23 protein-coding genes and 1 tRNA gene are annotated in these 19,669 nt (G+C 29.6%); 14 read left to right on the forward strand and 10 right to left on the reverse strand.

Annotation, left to right across the window (positions count from 1 at the left end):
• Window positions 1-11: 11 nt before the first annotated feature.
• The 3 genes from xsc to DT059_RS05595 all read left to right on the forward strand — a co-directional run bounded on the left by xsc (window position 12) and on the right by DT059_RS05595 (window position 4,792).
• On the forward strand, window positions 12-1,793 hold the full coding sequence (xsc, locus tag DT059_RS05585) for a sulfoacetaldehyde acetyltransferase (RefSeq protein WP_145597462.1): 1,782 nt from the start codon (window positions 12-14) through the stop codon (window positions 1,791-1,793).
• Window positions 1,794-2,405: 612 nt separating this feature from the next.
• A complete protein-coding gene (locus DT059_RS05590) occupies window positions 2,406-3,398 on the forward strand; it encodes a hypothetical protein (RefSeq protein ID WP_145597464.1) in 993 nt (330 codons plus the stop codon).
• Between the two features lie 89 nt (window positions 3,399-3,487).
• Window positions 3,488-4,792: an NAD(P)/FAD-dependent oxidoreductase gene (locus DT059_RS05595; RefSeq protein WP_145597466.1), complete on the forward strand. Its 1,305-nt coding sequence runs from the start codon at window positions 3,488-3,490 to the stop codon at window positions 4,790-4,792.
• A gap of 66 nt (window positions 4,793-4,858) precedes the next feature.
• On the opposite strand, the gene DT059_RS05600 is transcribed toward DT059_RS05595, so the two are convergent.
• Genes DT059_RS05600 through DT059_RS05615 form a run of 4 tightly spaced genes read right to left on the reverse strand, consistent with a single transcriptional unit; the run spans window position 4,859 to window position 8,590 of the window.
• Complete coding sequence (locus DT059_RS05600) at window positions 4,859-5,659, reverse strand: M23 family metallopeptidase (protein ID WP_145597468.1); 801 nt, start codon at window positions 5,657-5,659, stop codon at window positions 4,859-4,861.
• Entirely contained in the window at window positions 5,644-6,402 is a 759-nt protein-coding gene (locus DT059_RS05605) for an SDR family NAD(P)-dependent oxidoreductase (protein WP_145597470.1), read from the reverse strand. Before DT059_RS05605 ends, DT059_RS05600 begins: the two co-directional genes overlap by 16 nt.
• Window positions 6,402-6,995 (reverse strand): TerC family protein, encoded by a 594-nt coding sequence (locus tag DT059_RS05610; RefSeq protein ID WP_023853949.1) that lies wholly within the window; start codon window positions 6,993-6,995, stop codon window positions 6,402-6,404. Before DT059_RS05610 ends, DT059_RS05605 begins: the two co-directional genes overlap by 1 nt.
• Complete coding sequence (locus DT059_RS05615) at window positions 6,995-8,590, reverse strand: GMC family oxidoreductase (RefSeq protein ID WP_145597472.1); 1,596 nt, start codon at window positions 8,588-8,590, stop codon at window positions 6,995-6,997. The genes DT059_RS05610 and DT059_RS05615 overlap by 1 nt, the downstream gene beginning before the upstream one ends.
• Before the next feature lie 139 nt (window positions 8,591-8,729).
• Between DT059_RS05615 and DT059_RS05620 the strand changes: the two genes are divergently transcribed.
• The 5 genes from DT059_RS05620 (at window position 8,730) to DT059_RS05640 (ending at window position 14,324) form a co-directional block, all read left to right on the forward strand.
• Window positions 8,730-9,824 carry a TRAP transporter substrate-binding protein gene (locus DT059_RS05620; protein ID WP_075536171.1) on the forward strand — a complete coding sequence of 365 codons (1,095 nt, stop codon included), beginning with the start codon at window positions 8,730-8,732 and terminating at the stop codon, window positions 9,822-9,824.
• A 65-nt stretch (window positions 9,825-9,889) separates the two neighbouring features.
• The gene (locus tag DT059_RS05625) at window positions 9,890-10,504 is read left to right on the forward strand and encodes a TRAP transporter small permease subunit (RefSeq protein ID WP_145597474.1); all 615 of its coding nucleotides are present in this window, start codon (window positions 9,890-9,892) and stop codon (window positions 10,502-10,504) included.
• Window positions 10,501-11,835, forward strand: coding sequence for a TRAP transporter large permease (locus DT059_RS05630; protein WP_145597476.1), 1,335 nt, complete (start codon window positions 10,501-10,503; stop codon window positions 11,833-11,835). Before DT059_RS05625 ends, DT059_RS05630 begins: the two co-directional genes overlap by 4 nt.
• Before the next feature lie 25 nt (window positions 11,836-11,860).
• A complete protein-coding gene (locus tag DT059_RS05635) occupies window positions 11,861-13,318 on the forward strand; it encodes a cytosine permease (protein ID WP_145597478.1) in 1,458 nt (485 codons plus the stop codon).
• A 1-nt stretch (window position 13,319) separates the two neighbouring features.
• Window positions 13,320-14,324 (forward strand): alcohol dehydrogenase catalytic domain-containing protein, encoded by a 1,005-nt coding sequence (locus DT059_RS05640; protein WP_145597480.1) that lies wholly within the window; start codon window positions 13,320-13,322, stop codon window positions 14,322-14,324.
• Here DT059_RS05640 and DT059_RS07320 read toward each other — a convergent pair.
• On the reverse strand, window positions 14,308-14,448 hold the full coding sequence (locus tag DT059_RS07320) for a hypothetical protein (RefSeq protein ID WP_168189262.1): 141 nt from the start codon (window positions 14,446-14,448) through the stop codon (window positions 14,308-14,310). The two genes, DT059_RS05640 and DT059_RS07320, sit on opposite strands and share 17 nt — an antisense overlap.
• 89 nt (window positions 14,449-14,537) lie before the next feature.
• Between DT059_RS07320 and DT059_RS05645 the strand changes: the two genes are divergently transcribed.
• Window positions 14,538-15,188: a DUF3047 domain-containing protein gene (locus tag DT059_RS05645; protein ID WP_145597482.1), complete on the forward strand. Its 651-nt coding sequence runs from the start codon at window positions 14,538-14,540 to the stop codon at window positions 15,186-15,188.
• Here the strand turns inward: DT059_RS05645 and DT059_RS07325 are convergent, their stop codons facing one another.
• Window positions 15,189-15,329 carry a hypothetical protein gene (locus DT059_RS07325; protein ID WP_168189263.1) on the reverse strand — a complete coding sequence of 47 codons (141 nt, stop codon included), beginning with the start codon at window positions 15,327-15,329 and terminating at the stop codon, window positions 15,189-15,191.
• Between the two features lie 57 nt (window positions 15,330-15,386).
• Here DT059_RS07325 and DT059_RS05650 point away from each other — a divergent pair, with 57 nt between their 5' ends.
• Entirely contained in the window at window positions 15,387-15,797 is a 411-nt protein-coding gene (locus tag DT059_RS05650) for a YbgC/FadM family acyl-CoA thioesterase (RefSeq protein ID WP_145597484.1), read from the forward strand.
• Here the strand turns inward: DT059_RS05650 and DT059_RS05655 are convergent.
• A complete protein-coding gene (locus DT059_RS05655) occupies window positions 15,790-16,470 on the reverse strand; it encodes a uracil-DNA glycosylase (RefSeq protein ID WP_145597486.1) in 681 nt (226 codons plus the stop codon). The two genes, DT059_RS05650 and DT059_RS05655, sit on opposite strands and share 8 nt — an antisense overlap.
• Before the next feature lie 2 nt (window positions 16,471-16,472).
• On the opposite strand from DT059_RS05655, the gene DT059_RS05660 reads away from it, so the two are divergent.
• Together DT059_RS05660 and DT059_RS07330 are read left to right on the forward strand one after the other, a co-directional pair.
• A complete protein-coding gene (locus DT059_RS05660; protein WP_145597488.1) occupies window positions 16,473-17,030 on the forward strand; it encodes a histidine phosphatase family protein in 558 nt (185 codons plus the stop codon).
• Window positions 17,031-17,041: 11 nt separating this feature from the next.
• Entirely contained in the window at window positions 17,042-17,179 is a 138-nt protein-coding gene (locus DT059_RS07330) for a hypothetical protein (protein ID WP_023853936.1), read from the forward strand.
• Here DT059_RS07330 and DT059_RS05665 read toward each other — a convergent pair.
• From DT059_RS05665 to DT059_RS05670, 3 genes are read right to left on the reverse strand one after another with little or no spacing between them, the layout of a single operon-like run.
• A complete protein-coding gene (locus tag DT059_RS05665) occupies window positions 17,176-17,607 on the reverse strand; it encodes a hypothetical protein (RefSeq protein WP_145597490.1) in 432 nt (143 codons plus the stop codon). The genes DT059_RS07330 and DT059_RS05665 overlap by 4 nt on opposite strands.
• On the reverse strand, window positions 17,594-17,764 hold the full coding sequence (locus tag DT059_RS07335; RefSeq protein ID WP_168189264.1) for a hypothetical protein: 171 nt from the start codon (window positions 17,762-17,764) through the stop codon (window positions 17,594-17,596). The genes DT059_RS05665 and DT059_RS07335 overlap by 14 nt, the downstream gene beginning before the upstream one ends.
• Entirely contained in the window at window positions 17,757-18,008 is a 252-nt protein-coding gene (locus DT059_RS05670) for a DUF1289 domain-containing protein (RefSeq protein WP_145597492.1), read from the reverse strand. Before DT059_RS05670 ends, DT059_RS07335 begins: the two co-directional genes overlap by 8 nt.
• A gap of 101 nt (window positions 18,009-18,109) precedes the next feature.
• Here DT059_RS05670 and DT059_RS05675 point away from each other — a divergent pair.
• Both DT059_RS05675 and tig read left to right on the forward strand, forming a co-directional pair.
• Window positions 18,110-18,194, forward strand: a tRNA-Leu gene (locus DT059_RS05675).
• 10 nt (window positions 18,195-18,204) lie between these two features.
• Entirely contained in the window at window positions 18,205-19,647 is a 1,443-nt protein-coding gene (tig, locus tag DT059_RS05680) for a trigger factor (protein ID WP_145597494.1), read from the forward strand.
• Window positions 19,648-19,669: the final 22 nt, after the last annotated feature.

Here is a 19,669-nt window from a genome sequence, read left to right on the forward strand (position 1 = left end):
GTTCTAGTTTTATGACAAAAATGACAACAGAAGAAGCTTTTGTAAAAGTTTTACAAATGCACGGTATCGAACATGCATTCGGAATTATTGGTTCAGCCTTTATGCCAATTTCAGATATTTTTCCAGATGCAGGTATAACTTTCTGGGATGTTGCTCATGAAACAAACGGTGGTTTGATTGCTGATGGTTACACACGAGCTACTGGTAAAATGTCAATGGTTATTGCACAGAACGGACCTGGAATTACTGGATTAGTTACACCAATCAAAACAGCTTATTGGAATCATACTCCTCTTTTATTAGTTACACCTCAAGCAGCGAACAAAACAATGGGGCAAGGTGGATTTCAAGAAGTAGAGCAAATGAATTTATTCAAAGACATGGTTTGTTATCAAGAAGAAGTAAGAGATCCATCAAGAATGGCTGAAGTACTAAATAGAGTTATAGAAAAAGCTATAAGAGGATCTGCACCTGCACAAATAAATGTTCCAAGAGATTATTGGACACAAGTAATTGATATTGATCTTCCACCAATTGTAAGATTGGAGAGACAAGCAGGTGGAGTAGATGCAATCAAAAAAGCTGCAGACTTATTATCAAAAGCAAAATTTCCAGTTATATTATCTGGAGCTGGTGTTGTAATCGGTGGAGCTATTGAAGATTGTAAAAAACTTGCAGAAAAATTAGATGCACCAGTGTGTTCAGGTTATCAGCATAATGATAGTTTTCCAGGAAGCCACCCTTTAGCTGCTGGTCCGCTAGGATATAATGGTTCAAAAGCTGGAATGGAATTAATAAAACAAGCAGACGTCGTTTTAGCTTTAGGCACAAGATTAAATCCATTCTCCACATTACCTGGTTATGGGATGGACTATTGGCCAAAAGATGCAAGTATTATTCAAGTGGACATGAATTCTGATCGAATTGGTCTTACAAAGAAAGTTACAGTTGGAATTTGTGGTGATGCAAAATTAGTTGCACAACAATTACTAGCACAACTTTCACCAACTGCTGGTGATACAGATAGACAGAAAAGAAAAGACATAATTCATCAAACAAAATCTGCATGGTTACAAAAATTATCAAGTCTAGATCATGAAGAAGATGACGAAGGTACAGTGTGGAATGAGGAAGCTAGAAAAAGAGATGCAGATAGAATGTCTCCTAGACAAGCATGGAGAGCAATTCAAGCAGGTATGCCAGATGACGTCATTATATCAAGTGACATAGGAAATAACTGTGCAATTGGTAATGCTTATCCTACTTTTGAAAAAGGTAGAAAATATTTGGCACCTGGTTTATTTGGTCCATGCGGATATGGTTTTCCATCTATATTAGGAGCAAAAATTGGATGTCCAGACACTCCAGTAATAGGTTTTGCAGGTGACGGTGCTTTTGGTATTAGCATGAATGAGATGAGTTCTTGTGCTAGAGAAGAATGGCCAGCAATTTCGATGGTGATTTTTAGAAATTATCAATGGGGTGCAGAGAAAAGAAATACGACTCTTTGGTTTGATGATAATTTTGTTGGTACTGAGTTAGATCCAGAATTAAGTTACGCTAAAGTTGCTGATGCTTGTGGTTTAAAAGGTGTAACAGTTAGAACAATGGAAGAAACCACAAATGCAATTAAGCAATCTTGTGAGGATCAAAAGAAAGGAATTACAACGTTTATTGAGGTAATTCTTAACCAAGAGCTTGGGGAACCATTTAGAAGAGATGCAATGAAAAAACCTGTTAGAGTAGCAGGTATAAAAAAAGAAGATATGAGACCACAAAAAACAATAATTTAAAAAATTGTGACTGTAGTTTTTTTTAAAGCTATATTATTTTTCATTCTAAGTTTAATTTACTTTTATTCTGTCTCAGGTTATGGAAAAATTTTATTAAATACTTTTAATTATAAAAATATTACTAATAATTTTTTTGAATTATTTATATATGGAATAATATTTAAATTAATCTTTGGTTTTTTTATATATATATCAATAGGTAATAATGAATATTTTAATTTATTTATTTTAGTTTTTGGTTTGTATTTTTATTTTTTTTATAAAAAAAAATTAAATATATTTAGTTTTAAATACTTATCATTTTTTCTTTTAACAACTTTTACTGTCCTTTTGATTTCCAAAACACACGAAGATTTTGGTTTTTACCATTATTTTTCTATAGATGAAATTTTTAATAATAAATTAAGAATTGGTACTTACTTAATAAATCAAAATTTTTTTTATTCATCACTACTCGTTCATGTCCAGTCATTAATTGTTTTACCATTTTTGGAATATAAATTAATTCATTTTCCAATTTTTTTTATTTATTTTAGTGTAATAGGGTATTTTATTTTTCTCATTTTTAACTCAATAAATAAAACAGAACGTTTTTTTTCTTTAATGATTGTAATGATTTTATTAATAAAATTTAACAGACTTACTGAATTTGGGTTTGATTATATTTCTCAATTTTTACTTTTAGTAGTTTTTCATAAAATTTATTTTTATAAAAATAATAAAATAGAGCTCATGATGGCTTTACATATTTTTACTTTCTGTATTTTAATTAAAACCAATAGTTTGCTGTTTTCACCAATTCTTCTATACATGCTTTATTCAAACAAACTAAGATTTATAATTAGCTTAATTACTTATAAAAATTTTATTTTTTATTTAATGATTTTTATTTTATTAACTTCTAGCTTCTTTAGATCTGGATGTGTATTTTATCCTATAAATAAAACCTGCTTTGAAAAAGAAAAAATTTTTTGGTCTGAAAAAAAAAATATAAAAGAATTTTCTGAATTTGTTAGCTTGTGGGCAAAAGCATATCATGCACATATAAAAAAAGGATCCAAATATGATTTGATAACGGATCAAAAAGAATATAACAAAAAATTCAATTGGTTTAAATTTTGGGTAGAGCATCATTTTTTCTATAAAGTTTTTGAATTTTTACTAATAATATCTTCAATAATTTTGATAATTCATTTCTATTTAATAAGAGAAAAACCTAATATTAAAAAGTTTTCTATTGAAAATAATATCTTATTTATTTTGTCAAGTAGCAGCATTTTCTTGTGGCTTATAACAATTCCACAATTTAGATTTGGATTTTCTACAATTATTATATTTTTTTTTAGTTTCTTTAATTATTTTCTAAAACTAGAAGTTAATATTAACAAAAAAAAGATATTAATTTTAATACTATTATCTCTATTTATTTTGAATTTAAAAAATATACATAGAATTAAAGATAGATTCGAAAGAGATGATTTGTGGAAATTTACAAATTTTCCATTCTACAATACAGAAAATGTTGATAAGAGAAAATTAAAAGAGAAACATTTATTAAAAGAAAAATTCTTTCATATAGAAATTTTAAAACCTAATCCAAACTAAATAAACAAACATACCTATTTTTTAAATTAAACTTTAAAGTTTATTAATTAAAATCTTTAAAAATTTATCAATTATCGTAGAGTCATTTTATGACAATCATTAATGATAGTAGTTGTAGTTGGATAAATGATCTCAGTCCAAGAATAAATATTAACTCTATACGTAGAGATGAAGATTGTGATTGGTTAGTGATTGGAGCAGGTTACACCGGATTGTCTGCAGCAAGAAAATTAGGTCAACTTTATCCTAAGCAAAAAATATCATTAGTTGATGCTCAGCTGGCAGGAGAGGGGGCAAGTGCTAGAAACTCAGGTTATCTGGTCGATACAACATTAAATGATGGTTTTACCTCTAATAAAGAATTAGATAATTATAAAAAAAAAACAGACATTTATAAACTAGGAATAGAGACCGTTAAAAGATTTATTAAAGAATACCAAGTAGATTGTGATTGGAATGAATGTGGAAAATATTTTGCATCATCAAAGAATGAAGATAGAAAAATATTAGAAAATTTTTCTGATACCTTATCAAAATTAGGTTTTGAACATAATTTATTATTTAACGAGGAGCTTAAAACAAGACTAGGAACTAATTTTTACAATATAGCTCTTCATACAAAGGGGGGAATTTTATTACATCCGGGAAAATTAGTTAGAGCTATGATTGACACCTTGCCCAAAAATATAAATCTTTATGAAAATTCTTTGTTATTAAATTGGAAGAAGGCTAAAGACACAGTTATTTGTAAATTTAAAAATGGTTTAATTAAAACTAAAAAAATTATTTTTGCTACAAACGGATTTCTGAAGTCTTTAGGTATAAAATCTAACTATAATTTTCCTATTACATTGACAGCTAGTATGACAAGATCTTTATCAGATGAGGAGTTTATATCTCTTGGTGAGCCTAAAGAGTGGGGAGTTTTGCCTGTAAGACCAATGGGGGCCACTATAAGAATGACTAAAGATAGAAGAATTTTAATTAGAAATACTGCAGAAGTTTATAATCCTTATCAAATGTCTAAATCTGAATTAACCAAAAGATCATTAAAACAAAAAATAGGTATTAAAAAAAGATTTCCTGAATTACCGGATGATATTATCCAATCTTCTTGGTCAGGCATTGTTTCAAGAACAAGAAATAGTTCTCAAATTTTTGAAAAAATAGATGATAATATATTTGTTGCAGGTTGTTATAATGGCTCTGGTATTGGAGTTGGTACTTTATTTGGAGAACAAATAGCAATCAAGGCAAGTAACGAAAACTCAAAAGAGATAGAAACTATTGAAGCAAGAAATAAACCCACATGGTTACCTCCTGATCCTTTTCTAGGTTTGGGTGTAAAAACGAGATTAATTTATGAACGTATTAGAGCCAGGTCTGATATATAATTAAAATGTGGCGGCAATTCCAATTCTTTATAGATTGGCCTGATTGTAATTTAACCCCAACATTATTTAATTTATTACCGACATTGGATCAAGTCGTGTTTGAAACCAATTCACTCTAAAATCCAAATGTGGTCCTGTTGATCTTCCTGTTGATCCTACAGTTCCTATTATATCGCCTTGATTAATTTGATCACCAACTGATACCAAAACATTTTCTAAATGAGAATATATTGTGGATATCCCATGACCATGATCCATTATAACTGTACCACCAGTATAGTATAAATCATCTTCAGCCATAGTAACTACACCGGAACCAGAAGATTTAATCATCGTTCCTTGTTTAGCTGCAATATCTATACCGTAGTGAGGCCATCTTGGTTTACCATTTAAAATTCTTTGACTACCATAAACACCGCTAATTATACCTTCAACTGGCATAATAAATTTTTCCTTAAAAAATTGCAGATCAGAATTTATTGCTCTTGCTTCTCCAATTGCATTATTTTCTTTTTTAATTCTTTTATAAACAGACTCAGGTGGGGTTACTTTACTTTCTGCCAAACCATCTATTCTTTGTATATTGTATTTACGCTTTAAAACTTTTTTTGTAATTATTGATTTTTTTCCATCAATAATTTTTGTAAAAGTTAGGTCGTATTTTTGATCTCGATCTATACCAAAAACAAAAAAACCATCTTTTGATACTTTAACCTCTTTTTTTCCAACCAAAATTTTAGCATGAGGGTCAGTTTTACCTAAAATAAAATGACCTTGTAGAAATTTACCTTGGAATTCAATAGCTTTAACTGGAGATATAAAAATTAAAAAAACAAAAAAAAGTCTATAAATTATTGAGCTGTCCATCCACCATCTATAATTATTGATGTTCCTGTAATCATTGAAGATGCAGATGACGCCAAAAAACAAACAGTTGTGGCAACATCACTTTCAGTAGCTGCTTTACCCATAGGAATATTTCCAAGAGCTAATTTTTTAAATTTTTTGTTTTTAAAAAAATTTTTAACCATAGGTGTTTCAACAAAAGTAGGCGCTACCGTGTTAACTCTGATATTTTTTTTAGCCAACTCTACCCCCATTCCTTTAGTTAGTCCCTCAATACCAAATTTTGTCATGTTATATACATTTCTTCCTCCCATACCCACATGACCGAGCTGTGATGACATATTTATGATTGAACCAGGTCTTTTTTTATTTTTAAGCATTTTTTTTACAACAAGTTGTGCCACGTTAAATGCTGCTTTTAGATTTAAATCTACAAGATAATTCATACTTTTTTGTTTAATTTTTTCAAATGGTTCTGGAATGTTAGTTCCTGCATTATTTACCAATACATCAATTATTTTAATTTTATCTAATTTTTGTTTTAAATCTTCATAGTTCATTACATCGCATGAAACTTTAATAATTTTACCTTTAATTTTTTTGATATCCTTTTCTAATTTATTTAAATCTGAAGGAGTTCTACTTAAAGCTATAACTGTTGCTCCTGCTTCAGCTAATGCAATTGAACATGCTCTTCCCAATCCTTTACCTGCACCAGTAACTAAAGCGTATTTGTTTTTTAGATTTATTTTTTGAAGATACATTAAAAGAATATTATTTTAATATCTGTGTAAATCAACTCTACAGCCACTATTAATATTGCTAGTAAACCAACCCAAGCAATCCATTTATATTTTTTAATCCATCCAGATATTAATGTTGCTGCAGTTGCCATTAAAACGATTGATAACACCAATCCAAATACAAGTAGTCCATAATGATCGCCTGCTGCACCAGCAACACCTAAAACATTATCTAAACTCATTGTAAAATCTGCTAGTAAAACTGTCCAAATAGCCTTTAAAAAACTGGAATTGTCTACTTTAACATTCTCTTCTGTTTCGGAACCTTTGATTACATCTACGTAAAGTTTGTAAACAATATAAAGTAATAACAATCCCCCAATTAATCTTAAACCAGTTATTTGTAGCAGATAAGCTGTAAGCAAAGTTAGTATTATTCTTAAAATTACAGCACCACCAATTCCCCAGAAGATAACTTTTTTTCTTTGTTCCACCGGAAATTTAGATGCAACCATCCCAATTATAATTGCATTATCTCCTGCTAAAACTAGATCAATAAAAATGATTTGAGTTAATATAGCTATTTGTTCAGGTGTAAAAAATTCTGCAAACATTATTGTTTTAGTATCATGTCAGCACCTTTTTCTGCAATCATTATTGTTGGTGCATTTGTATTTCCTGATGTGATGTTTGGCATTATTGATGCATCTATAACTCTTAAATTATTAACACCTTTAACCTTAAGTTTTTCATCTACTACAGACATTTCATCTTGACCCATTTTACAGGTTCCCACTGGATGAAAAATAGTTTGAGCATAATTAGAAGCTTCTTTAACTAACTCCTCATCATCATTTAAATGAATGCCAGGTCTGTATTCCTCTGGGGTATATTTTTTAAAAGTTTCAGATTCCATTATAATTTTTCTGGTTAATTTAAGTCCTTTAGCTGCAATCATTCTATCGTGATCAGTTGATAGATAGTTTTGTTTTATTTTTGCATAAGTTCTAGAGTCTTTATCAACGATACTGACATGTCCTCTACTTGTTGGTCTGATATTTGAAACAGTAGGGGTGAATGCATGAAAATCATGATTTTTTGTTGCTGCCAAAGTGTCCATACTCATAGGCTGAACATGCCATTGTAAGTCTGGTAATTCTAAAGAAGGGTCACTCTTTGCAAACATACAAAGTTGACTAGCACCCATAGTCATTGGGCCGCTTCTTTTAAAAATGTATTCTAAGCCAATCATTAAATTTCCAAATAAACTATTTATTTTTTTATTTAAGGATTTTAATCCATTAATTTTATAGATTGGTCTAAGCATTAAATGATCATGTAAGTTTTCTCCAACTCCATTTAAATTTTGAACCATATCAATCCCAAGATTTTTTAATTTTTCAGGATTTCCTATTCCAGAAACTTGTAAAATTTGAGGAGAGCCAATAGCCCCTGATGAAATTATAATTTCTTTATTTGCTTGTACTTTTTTTAATTCATTTCCTTCCCAATACTCAATTTCTTTAGCAGTTTTGTTTTCAAAATTAATTTTTTTTACATGTGAATGAGTTAAAATTTTTAAATTTTTCCTGCTCTTGATTGGGTTTAAATATCCAACAGCTGTACTACATCTAAAGCCATCTTTTTCAGTTACTTGGAAATAACCACAGCCATGATTATCACCAGTATTAAAATCTTTTGTTTTAGGAATACCAAATTCCTCAGCAGCATTTTGAAATTCATCTAAAAGAGGTAGATGTATTCTTTGATCTGAAACAGATAAAGGGCCTCCAACTCCATGGAACTCATCCTTTCCTCTTTCTTGGTTTTCTGCTTTGATAAAATAAGGCAAAACATCATCCCATCCCCAACCAGTATTACCTAATTGTCTCCAAATATCATAGTCTCTGTGTTGACCTCTAATATAAAGCAGACCATTAATAGAAGAACTGCCTCCTAATGTTTTTCCTCTAGGATACCTGATAGAAATATTATTCATGCTCTCATCAGGCTCTGTTTTGTAGCACCAATCAGTCTTTGGGTTGTGCATTGTTTTGAAATAACCAACTGGAATATGTATCCAAGGATAATTATCCTTGCCTCCTGCTTCAATTAACAATACTTTATTTTCAGGATTTTCAGATAATCTATTTGCAAGCACACATCCAGCAGATCCAGCACCAAGAATTATAAAATCAAAATTTTCCATTAATTAGAACTCTTATAAATTAAAAAAAAAAATTTACTAATAATTCAGTAAAAAAATTCAAAATATTCAATATTAACACTTGTTTTAGAATTCATTCTTTGACAAGGTTTCATTTTTAAAAATAAAGAGAGGGAAACAAATGAAAAAAATCATTTCAATGTTATTTGCAGTTGCGATGGTATTCGGATTTATTTCAAATGCTAATGCTGCAAAAACACTAAAATGTCAGACAGTTCTAAACACTAAGGCTGATGAAGTTAAAATGTTAAAAGACTTTACTGACACTGTTACAACTTTGACAGGTGGATCTCTTAAGTTTGAAATTATGCCTGCAGGAGCAGTTGTTGGTGTAAAAGAAACTTTAGATGCTGTTGATAAAGGACTTATCGATTGTGGATTTGCTTGGACACACTATTGGTCAGGTGATCACCCTGCCGCTATGTTATTTGGTTCGCCAGTAGCAGGTGGTGGTGTTGGTATTGACAACATCGCATTTTTATCATGGTTTCAGTATGGTGGAGGAAAAGAGCTATACGACAGACTATGGAAAGAAATGGGAAGAGATATTAAAGGATTTATGATTCAACCAGTTGGTCCTGAAGCTTTAGGTTGGTTTCCAAAACCAATTAAAGATATGGCTGACTTTAGAAAATATAAGTTCAGAACTCCTCCGGGAATTCCAGGACAAACATATAAAGACATCGGTATAGCATCTGTTGCTATGGGTGGTGGAGATATTCTACCAGCTTTAGAAGCAGGAACTATTGATGCTGCTGAATGGTGTTGTCCAAAGCCAGACTTAACGTTTGGTTTTCAAAAAGTATTAAAGCACTACTACTTACAAGGTTTACACCAAGTAGTCGTAAATGCTGACTTTTATATTACTGGAAAAACATATGAAGCTATGAGTGCTCATGAGAAGAAGTCTCTAGAAGTTGCAGCAAATGCATCTCTAGCGAAATCTCTAAGTTACAGAATCTATGAAAACGGAAAAGCTTTAAAAGAGCTTACTGAAGTTCATGGTGTAAAATTAGAAGATACTCCTTCTGATTACTTCACTGAATACATGGCAGCTGCTAAGAAAAGTTTGGAAACAAACGCAGCTAAAAATGCATTCTTTGCTGAAGTTTGGGACTCTATGAAAGAATTTGCTGATATCGCAGTTCCTTTCTGGAGTGGTGCTCAAATGTCTAATGCGAAGCTAGGAATGGCTCACGCAGCAACGTTAAAGTAATCATTAAATAATCTTTACATTAGAGCGGACTTAATAGTCCGCTCTAATTATTTATATAAAATTTTATGGCAGACGAACCAGGTAAACTAGATATATCGGATGAAATGATTGCCGAAAGGCGAGGTGGTTCAGGAAAAATGCCAAGTGATATGCCGTCATGGATGGCAAGCTCAATTGTAAATATCGATAAATTTAGCAAATGGGTTGGTAACGTTGTTTGTTGGATATTAATGCCATTAATTCTTGCAATGACTTATGAAGTTCTTGCTAGAAAATTATTTCATGCCCCAACAATATGGGCCTATGACATCAGTCGATTTTTATATGGTGCACTTTTTATGTTGGGAGCTGGTTATGCACTTTCTAAAGGTGTTCATATAAGAGCTGATTTTTTATACAGAAATTTTAAAACTAAGAATCAAGGCACAATTGATTTTTGGTTATATATTTTATTTTATTTTCCAGGCCTAATTGTTTTCCTTTATATGACTATTGGATATGTAGGAGAGTCTATCCAAAGAGGTGAGAGAGGAATGGATACTACTTGGATGCCATATATGTGGCCAATAAAAACTTGTTTATTAGTTGGTATAGTATTTTTACTTATCCAAGGTATTTCAGAATTATTAAAAAGTTATTGGGCTGCTACAAGAGGGAAGTGGCCAGGAGAAGATGAATGATAGCTGAATTTATAGATCCAGCATACTTAGGTTTTATTTTAGTTGGAGTAATGTTATTTGCTATCTTTGTTGGATTTCCTATTTCATTCACATTAATTTTCTTAGGTTTTGTATTTGGTTATTTAGGATTTGGAAAATTAGTCTTTTATTTAATGACCCTCCAGTTCTCGATGGTCATGACCGAACAAACTCTTGCCGCCGTCCCGCTCTTTGTCTTTATGGGTATTATGATGGAGCAGGCAGGACTGATGGAAAGATTGTTCTCATCATTTCAAATGATGCTGGCTAGAGTAAGGGGTGCATTGTATTATGCTGTTTTATTTGTTTCAGTTATATTCGCAGCTGCAACTGGAATTGTTGGTGCCTCAGTAACTATTCTTGGAATAATGGCTGCAAAATCAATGAATAGATCTGGTTATGATGTAAGACTTGCAGCTGGTACAATTACTGCTGGTGGAACCTTAGGAATTTTAATTCCACCAAGTATTATGCTTGTTGTGATGGGCCCAATTATGGAAATCCCTGTAATTGATTTATTTGCTGCAGCTATAATTCCTGGAATTCTTCTTGCAAGTTTATACGCTGGCTACACAACAATAAGATGCATGATAAATCCTAAATTAGGACCTGTAATTCCTGAGGAAATGAGAGCAGCAAGCATGAAAGAGGTTTGGATAGAATTCTTTTTAGGCTTAGTTCCTCCTGCAGCTCTAGTCTTTGCTGCATTGGGAAGTATTTTATTTGGTTTTGCAACACCAACAGAGGCTGCAGGTTGTGGTGCAATGGGTGCATTGTTACTTTCATTAGCATATAAAAAATTAACTCTATCTAAACTCCAAGAAGCACTAGTTAAAACTTTAGAGATTACTGCTTTAATAATGGTCTTAGTTGCTGCATCAAACTTTTTTGGTGCTGTATTTGCAAGACTTGGTACTCCAACATTGTTGACTGAATTTTTGTTAGGTTTAGAGATGAACAAATATTTTATTTTAGCAATTGTAATGGTTGCTATATTTTTATTAGGTTGGCCATTGGAATGGGTTCCAATTGTGATGATCATTGTACCAATTATTTTACCATTAATTGAAGCTTTGGGCTTTAATTTAACCTGGTTTGCAATATTGGTTGCTGTCAATCTCCAGACCGCCTGGCTATCTCCACCTGTAGCTTTGTCTGCCTATTTCTTAAAAGGTGTAGTTCCTGAATGGGATTTAAAAGATATTTATTATGGAATGATGCAATTTATGGTTCTACAAATTATAGGCTTAGTTTTAATTATCATATTTCCTAAAATTGCCTTATGGTTACCAACTCTCTTATATGGACAGTAGAATTTATTAGTTTAAAATAAATTTAGTGAATCAGCCAAAAGTAAAATACTCTCTCTCTAATTGGGACTTGGTCACAGTTAATCCAAATTATAAAACTTGGAATTGGAAAGATTTATTTTGTTTTTGGGGTGCTAATGTACAAAGTGTAATTGGTTTTTCTTTAATATCCTCTTTATACTTAATGTATAGTTTAAATATTTTTATAGTTTTTTTTGGAATTATATTAGGATCTTTTTTTGTTTATTTATTTTCAAACATTATCGGAAAACCTTCCCAAAAATTTGGTTTACCATTTGCAGTATTATTAAGATCATCATTAGGATTTAACGGAGCTAAATTTTTTGGATTTATAAGAAGTTTAGTTGGGATTTTTTTATTTGGAATTCAAACTTATTTTTTATCTAAAATATTAGTTTATTTAATTAGAATAATAATTTTTTCTATAGATAATTCTTTATTACAACAGGAAATATTTATTTTTTATTATTTTGGAATGAACATTATTGATTGGTCTGCAATAATAATTACAATTATTTTACAGACTGTATTTTTTACTGTTGGTATGCAGTACAATAAGAAAATAATTAATTTTTCAGCAATGACAGTCTATACTGGTTTGCTGATTTTTTTCTTTGTTGTTTTATTAAGTGATGTAAAAATAACTACCGAAGCTTTTTCAAATATTTTTAATCTTAATAATTTTTTAGACGTTAATAATTTAGCACCTCTATTAACAGTTGCCGGAACAATATTTGCTTATTTTTCAATTTTAATCATTAGTTTTGGTGATTTTTCTAGGTATGTTAAAAATGAAAAAGAATTAAAAAAAGGAAACTTAAGTTTAATTTTAAATTTAATCATTTTTTCTTTTTTATCTGTTTTTATTGTTACAGGTTCTGATGTTTTTTTAAATCAAAAATATTCAGATATAGAAAGAATTTTTACTAACCCCACAGATATAATCGGAAAGTTTGACAATATTCAGATAACTATAGTAGTTTTGTTTTTTATTATAATAGCTTCAGCTTCTACAAATTTAGTTGCCAATTTCATCCCATCTCAATACTCTCTAATAAATTTTGCTCCATCAATTTTAAGTTTAAAAAGCGCTAGTTATTTAATTGCTTTTTTTGGTTTGTTGATCGCAATCTTCTGGTTGACTATATTGAGCCAAATAGGAATTTTATCATTTGTTGATACTTTTGGTGCTTTCTTTGGTCCTTTATTTGGAGTGATGGCAGCTGACTATTATTTAATTAAAAATCAAGAATTAAGTAATAAAGATTTATATTCTATAGATAAAGAGAGTGCTTATTATTATTCAGGTGGTTGGCATATAAAAGGTGTTTATTCTTTAATTATTGGATTTATATTTTCAGCGTCTACAATTTGGAACACTAATTTAATGTTTTTACAGTCCTACGCTTGGATAATAGGTGCATTTGTTGCTTGGATAACATATTACTTATTAGCAAAAAAGTAACATGAAAGCTCTAGTATACACAGGTACCCAGGAATTAGTTTTTAGAGATGAGCCAAATCCAATTGAGGTTTCAGGAGAAAGTATTTTAAAGATACACGCTTCAGGAATTTGTGGTTCTGATATGCACGCATATCATGGACATGATGAAAGAAGAGTGCCACCATTAATATTGGGACATGAGGTAAGTGGAGAAGTTCAGAATGGAAAATTCAAAGGAAAAGATGTTGTTTTAAATCCTTTAATCACTTGTGGCAAATGTGAATATTGCACAAGTGGAAGAGAGCATCTTTGTCCAAAAAGAATAATTTTGGGTATGAATAAACCTATTGAAAGGCAAGGTGTTTTTGCAGAATTTGTATCAACACCCGACCAAAACATTTATGAAATTCCAGATGGTCTAGATAAAAATGAGGCTCCAGTAGCAGAGCCAACCGCTGTTTCTTTGCATGCAGTGTTAATGGGTGAACAAGCATTGAGCAAACCTTTATCTGAATGCAAAACCTTAATTCAAGGTGGTGGTGCGATTGGTTTGTTATGTGGTCTAATATTATCTAAAATTAAAGGCAACAAGAATATAATTCTATCTGATCCAAATAAATTGAGACTTAAAGAATGTTCTAAATATTTAGATGCCAAATATGTAGCTCCAAATGACAAAGAAATAACTAGCAATAACTTTGATATAGTTTTTGATACTGTTGGACTAGAAATCTCAAGACAACAAGCAATTGAAGTAGTAAAACCAGGTGGAACTATTATTCACATAGGTTTAACTCAGCCTGCTGGAACCTTTAATTTTAGAAAAATGACTTTACAAGAAGTGACAGTTATTGGTACTTATTGCTATACAAATAAAGATTTTGAGCAAACTTTAAAAATTTTAGCAAACAAGGATATTGGGTCACTAGATTGGATTGAATATAGAGAATTAAAAAGTGGTGGTGATGCTTTTAAGCAAATCCATGACGGTACATGTGTTGCCCCAAAAATTATCCTTTTACCTTAGAAATTAAGTCTATTTTTGAGTTAATAACTCTTGATCCGCCCGATTTAATCTCCTCAGATACTACCGGTGCAGATATCATAAACGACCAATAAATCAAAAGTAAAAAAACAAATATAATTTTCATATTATTCATTTAACAATCAATCTTGAATTTAGAATGTTTAAATTGTGACTGAATATTGAATTTATAAATAATCTATCTATAAGAAGATCATGTTTAAATTTTTTTATATTTTTATTACATCATTAATTTTACTTAACTCTGCACTCGCTGAAAACATGAATATTTTTAAATTTACAGAGCAAGAGCTTTCAGAACTTGATGTTCGTAAGGTGAGAGGAGCGGATAATAAAACAGTTTATTCTGTTGGATCAAATGAGAATGGTAATTTTTTAAAAGCCGTAGCAGATAATGCTGCTTCTGGTCTTGGAAAAGAGGTTAAAATTGACCTAAACAAGACACCATTTATCAACATAACATGGAAAATTGAAAAAGATTTGCAAGGTATTAATGAAAAATCCAAAAAAGGTCATGATTTTGCAGCTAGAGTTTTTGCAGTAAAAAAAACAGGAGCAACACCACTTTCAAATAGAGCGATTAATTACGTTTTTTCAAGTAATAGTACAGTCGGACAGAGTTGGCCAAGCCCTTATACAAAAAAATCAATAGATAATGTATTAGCAACTACAAAAGATAATCTGAATGTTTGGGTAACAGTGAAAGCTAATGTTAAAGAAGATTTTAAAAAATTTCATGATCTAGATGTGAATGAATTAGATGGCTTAGCTATAATGGCAGATACTGATAATTCTAAAATGAAATCAATTTCTTATTTTCAGAATATTTATTTTTCAGCAGATTAATTAATATTTTAGATACTTTTTTAATCCAATACTTAAAAACGATAATAAAATAGCTGCGATAACATCAGCGATTGGAATTGCATTTGGAAATCCAAAGTTCCACAAAAATACTCCAATTAACCAAATTACATAAATTTTCATCTAAGATATTATATCTTAGTTTCTATTAAATTTTTATTTATTTGATATTATTAATTTATGCATAAAAACTTTACTCATAATGTTAAAGTGTATTATGAAGATACAGATGCTGGTGGTGTTGTGTATTATGCAAATTATTTAAAATATTTAGAAAGAGCTAGAACTGAAGCGTTATCAACTATTGGATTAAGCAATACAAAAATAAAAAATGATTTTGGTGCTCTTATAATTGTTAAATCGTGTAATATTGAATATAAAAAATCTGCATATTTAGAAGATGATTTACAAATTAAATCTTTTGTAGACTCTACTTCAAAAACTTCTTTTTTAATGAATCAATCAATATTTAAAGATCAGGAATTGATCGTAGAAGCTAAAATTCATCTAGTATTTATAAATGAAAAATTCAAGCCAGTAAAAATTCCAGAAAAAATCTTATTAGACTTTAAACCCTATACTTCTAGTTGATAGATATTTTCCTAGCTTTTTTAAATAAATCTACAATCATTCTTTCAGATACAAGCTTAGTGTTTACATTTCTAGGGCTAGGGTGATAACAGGCAATTAGTTTAATATTTCCTGGTAGTAAATAGGATTTTCCATGAATAAATTTTATCTTTTGATTAAAAGTATATTTTTTTTTATAAAATTTAACACAATTATCAAATGCCACTTTTCCTAATGCGACAATAGTTTTTAATTTTTTTAAATTATAAATCTCACTATCAAAATATTTTGAACAATTATTTAGCTCTTCTATTTTAGGTTTGTCTCCTGGAGGAACACATTTTAAAATATTAGTAATATATGTTGATTTTAATTTAAGACCATCATTTAGGTTTTCTGAATTTGGTTGGTTTGATATTTTTGCTTTAAATAAACATTTAAATAAAAAATCTCCAGATTTATCACCTGTAAAAGCTCTTCCAGTTCTTGTTCCCCCATGTGCTGCGGGGGCCAATCCTATTATTAAAATTTTTGCATCAATTGCACCAAAACCTGCAACTGGTTTTCCCCAGTAAATTTCATTTATATTCTGCTTTCTTTTTTCTGTTGAAATTTTTTTTATAAAATTAACAAGTCTTGGGCATTTTTTACATTTAAGAATTGTTTTATTTAAATTATCTATTCTAATATTCATAAATGAAAATTTTAAGTTATTTAATTATAATATTTATATGCATTAATCCCTCAGTTAAAGCAGATTCAAAACAAACTTTAATCAATGAATTACAAAAGGGTGGAAAATTAATTTTCATAAGACATGCTTATGCTCCTGGTGGTGGTGATCCAGATAATTTTGATATTAATGATTGTGCTACCCAAAGAAATTTAAGTGATGCTGGTAGAGTTCAATCACAAAAAATTGGTAATTTTTTTGAGGAAAATAAAATTCCAATAGGAATAGTCTATTCTAGTGAATGGTGCAGATGCAAAGAAACGGCATCTATTGCTTTTAAAAAATATGAAACTAAAAATTTTCTGAATTCATTTTTTAGTGCAAAATTTGCCAATAATAGAAAAAAGCAAATTATTGATTTTGATAAATTTATAAGCACTTGGAATAAAGATCAAAACTTAGTTTTTGTTACTCATTATGTAGTAATTTCTGAAATTTTAAATTACGCACCTTCATCTGGAGAGATTGTTATTTCAGATAAAAGTTTAAAAGTTATTGATACTTTAGAAATTGAATATTAAATTAAATTATTATGTCATCTAAAAGAGCAATGAGACAAGCGCAAAAGCAAGCATATGCAAAGCATCGTTCAAATATTACAAATAGCAGGTTTGAACTTAAAAAAAAATTTCTAGCAAAAAATAAGGAAGAAAAAAAAAGTAAAAATTAACTTTGTTGATCAAATTTCTCTATTTTTTTACAAGTAGAGATTTTGGATAAACTTTCAACATCATTTAAAACAGCCTTAACAAATATTTCTGGTTTATCTTTTTCAAATAAAATTTGAGTATAAAACTGTGGATATCCGTGTTTTAAGGTAAGTATTTTACCATTTTCTTCATAAATATTTCTCACATAGGAATTTTTTTTTTTAACACTTAAATCAGTGATCTTGTATTTTTGATAAGTTTTTTCATTATAAACATAATTACGCGTCATAATTAATTCATTCAGATTTAATATGTATTCGTTTTTTAAAAAACCATCTTCTTTGTGATCACATTTACTAAGTATTATAATTTCTGAATATGATTTAGAGATTGGAGCTAGAATGAAGAAAATAAATAAAAAAAAAACAAGATTATTATTTTTTTTCATTTTTTTCTGCAAAAAATAAGCCTATCAAAAATAATGCTGTCCATCCTATACCCAGTAATGCTTTTGGACTTGTTTCAGCACTCCACATGTCCAATACAAGTGCACCAAAAATAAGACCAATTATATAAATAATTATAACTATTGATGATCTACTCATTTTTTAAATTCTTTTTGAATAGAGATATACCATTATTAATTTTATGATCATAAGACTCATTAAAACTATCAAGTTGCCAGCCAGAAAGCCTTTTTCTAATTATTTCTAAGTTATTATTTTTCCACTCTTCAGTTGTTTCTTCAAGTTTCCAAATTCTTTTTTCTTCATTGCTTCTCCCACAACCATAACAATAGCCTGTAGATGGATCAGTTTTACAAATGCTTATGCAAGGTGAAACAATCATTTTTTTTAAATTAGTATAAATTTTAGTAGATAAATAGATAATTTTTTAACAATTGTCATTGGACAAATAGTTTCAATAATATATAAAACCTCGTAATTTGTGGGGCGATGGCGGAATTGGTAGACGCGTTGGTCTTAGGAACCAATATGGCAACATGTGAAGGTTCGAGTCCTTTTCGCCCTACCATTAAAATATTATGAAAGTTACAGTAGAAAATAAAAAAGGATTAAATAAAGACCTTAAAGTTTTTATCGATAAAGAGACTATGAACTCTTATATGGATGAAAAATATGAAGAGATCAAAGGTAGTGTAAATCTTAAAGGATTTAGACCAGGCAAAGTTCCAAAAGAAATTTTAAAAAGACAATTTGGTAAAGCAGTTTTTGGAGAAGTCTTAGATAAAGTTTTAAAAGAAACATCTACAAAAGCATTAGAAGAAAATAAAATTAAGCCAGCCGGTCAACCAAAGCTTGACTTAAAGACTTACGGTGAAGATAAAGATCTTGAGTATGTTTTATCAGTCACAGAGCTACCAAAAGTAGAAATTAAATCTTTAGAAAATATTAAATTTGACGAATACACTGTAAAAATTGATGATAGTGAAACAGATAAAAGAATTAAAGAAATTGCCAAAAACCAACCAAATTTTAAAGAAGTAAGCGCTGATACAAAAGCTAAAAAAGGTGATTTAGTTTCTTTAGATTATAAAGCAACAGTTGATGGTAATGATTTTAAAGGAAGTGAAGGAAAAAATACTCAATTGACCTTAGGTAAAGATTTATTTTTAAAAGGTTTCGATGAGCAATTAATTGGAGTTAAAAAAGATGATGAAAAAGTTGTAGAAGCAACTTTGCCAGAAAATTTTCCAGAAAAAGAATTGGTAAATAAAAAAGCTAAATTTAATTGTAAAATTTTAAGTGTTAAGCAATCAGAAGAAGTAAAAATTGACGATGATTTTGCAAAAAATTTAGGAGCAAAAGATTTAAAAGATTTAAAAACTTTAATCTCAAAACAAATTAATGATGAATATAAAAACTCTCTAGATCAATTATCTAAAAATCAAATTTTAAAAGAAATAGAGAAAATTAAAGTAGATGAAGTTCCTGAAAATTTAGTTGAAGAAGAAGTAAAAATTCTTTCACAAGGTATGTCTGATGAAGAAGCAAAAAAAAATAAAAAAAACTTTGAAGAAAAAGCAAAAACAAGAATTAAAACCGGATTAATTCTAAATGAGTTTGGTGAAAAAAATGAAATTAAAGTAACAGAACAAGAAATTCAGGCTGAAGTGCAAAAACAACTAAGAATGATGCCCGGACAAGAAAAAATGGTTATGGATTTTTATCAAAAAAATCCATCTGCATTAGCGAGTTTAAGAGGTACCGTATATGAAGAAAAAATTTTAAATTTACTTAAAGAAAAAGGTAAAGCAAATAAGAAAGAAATTACAAAAGAAGAAGCTGAAAAGATTTTAAAAGAAGCTCATAAGCATGACCATGACCATGACCATAGTCATGGAGAAGAAAAAAAAGAAACTAAGAAAAAATCAACCTCAACATCTGCTAAAGAAAAAAAACCTACAACTAAAAAGGCAAAATCAAAGCCAGCAGCAAAAAAGACAAAAAAAGTTAGCAAAAAGTAATCTCAAGTTGTATAAGTAGAAC

Origin of the sequence: Candidatus Pelagibacter sp. FZCC0015 (assembly GCF_007833635.1) — a bacterium.
Lineage (GTDB): Bacteria > Pseudomonadota > Alphaproteobacteria > Pelagibacterales > Pelagibacteraceae > Pelagibacter.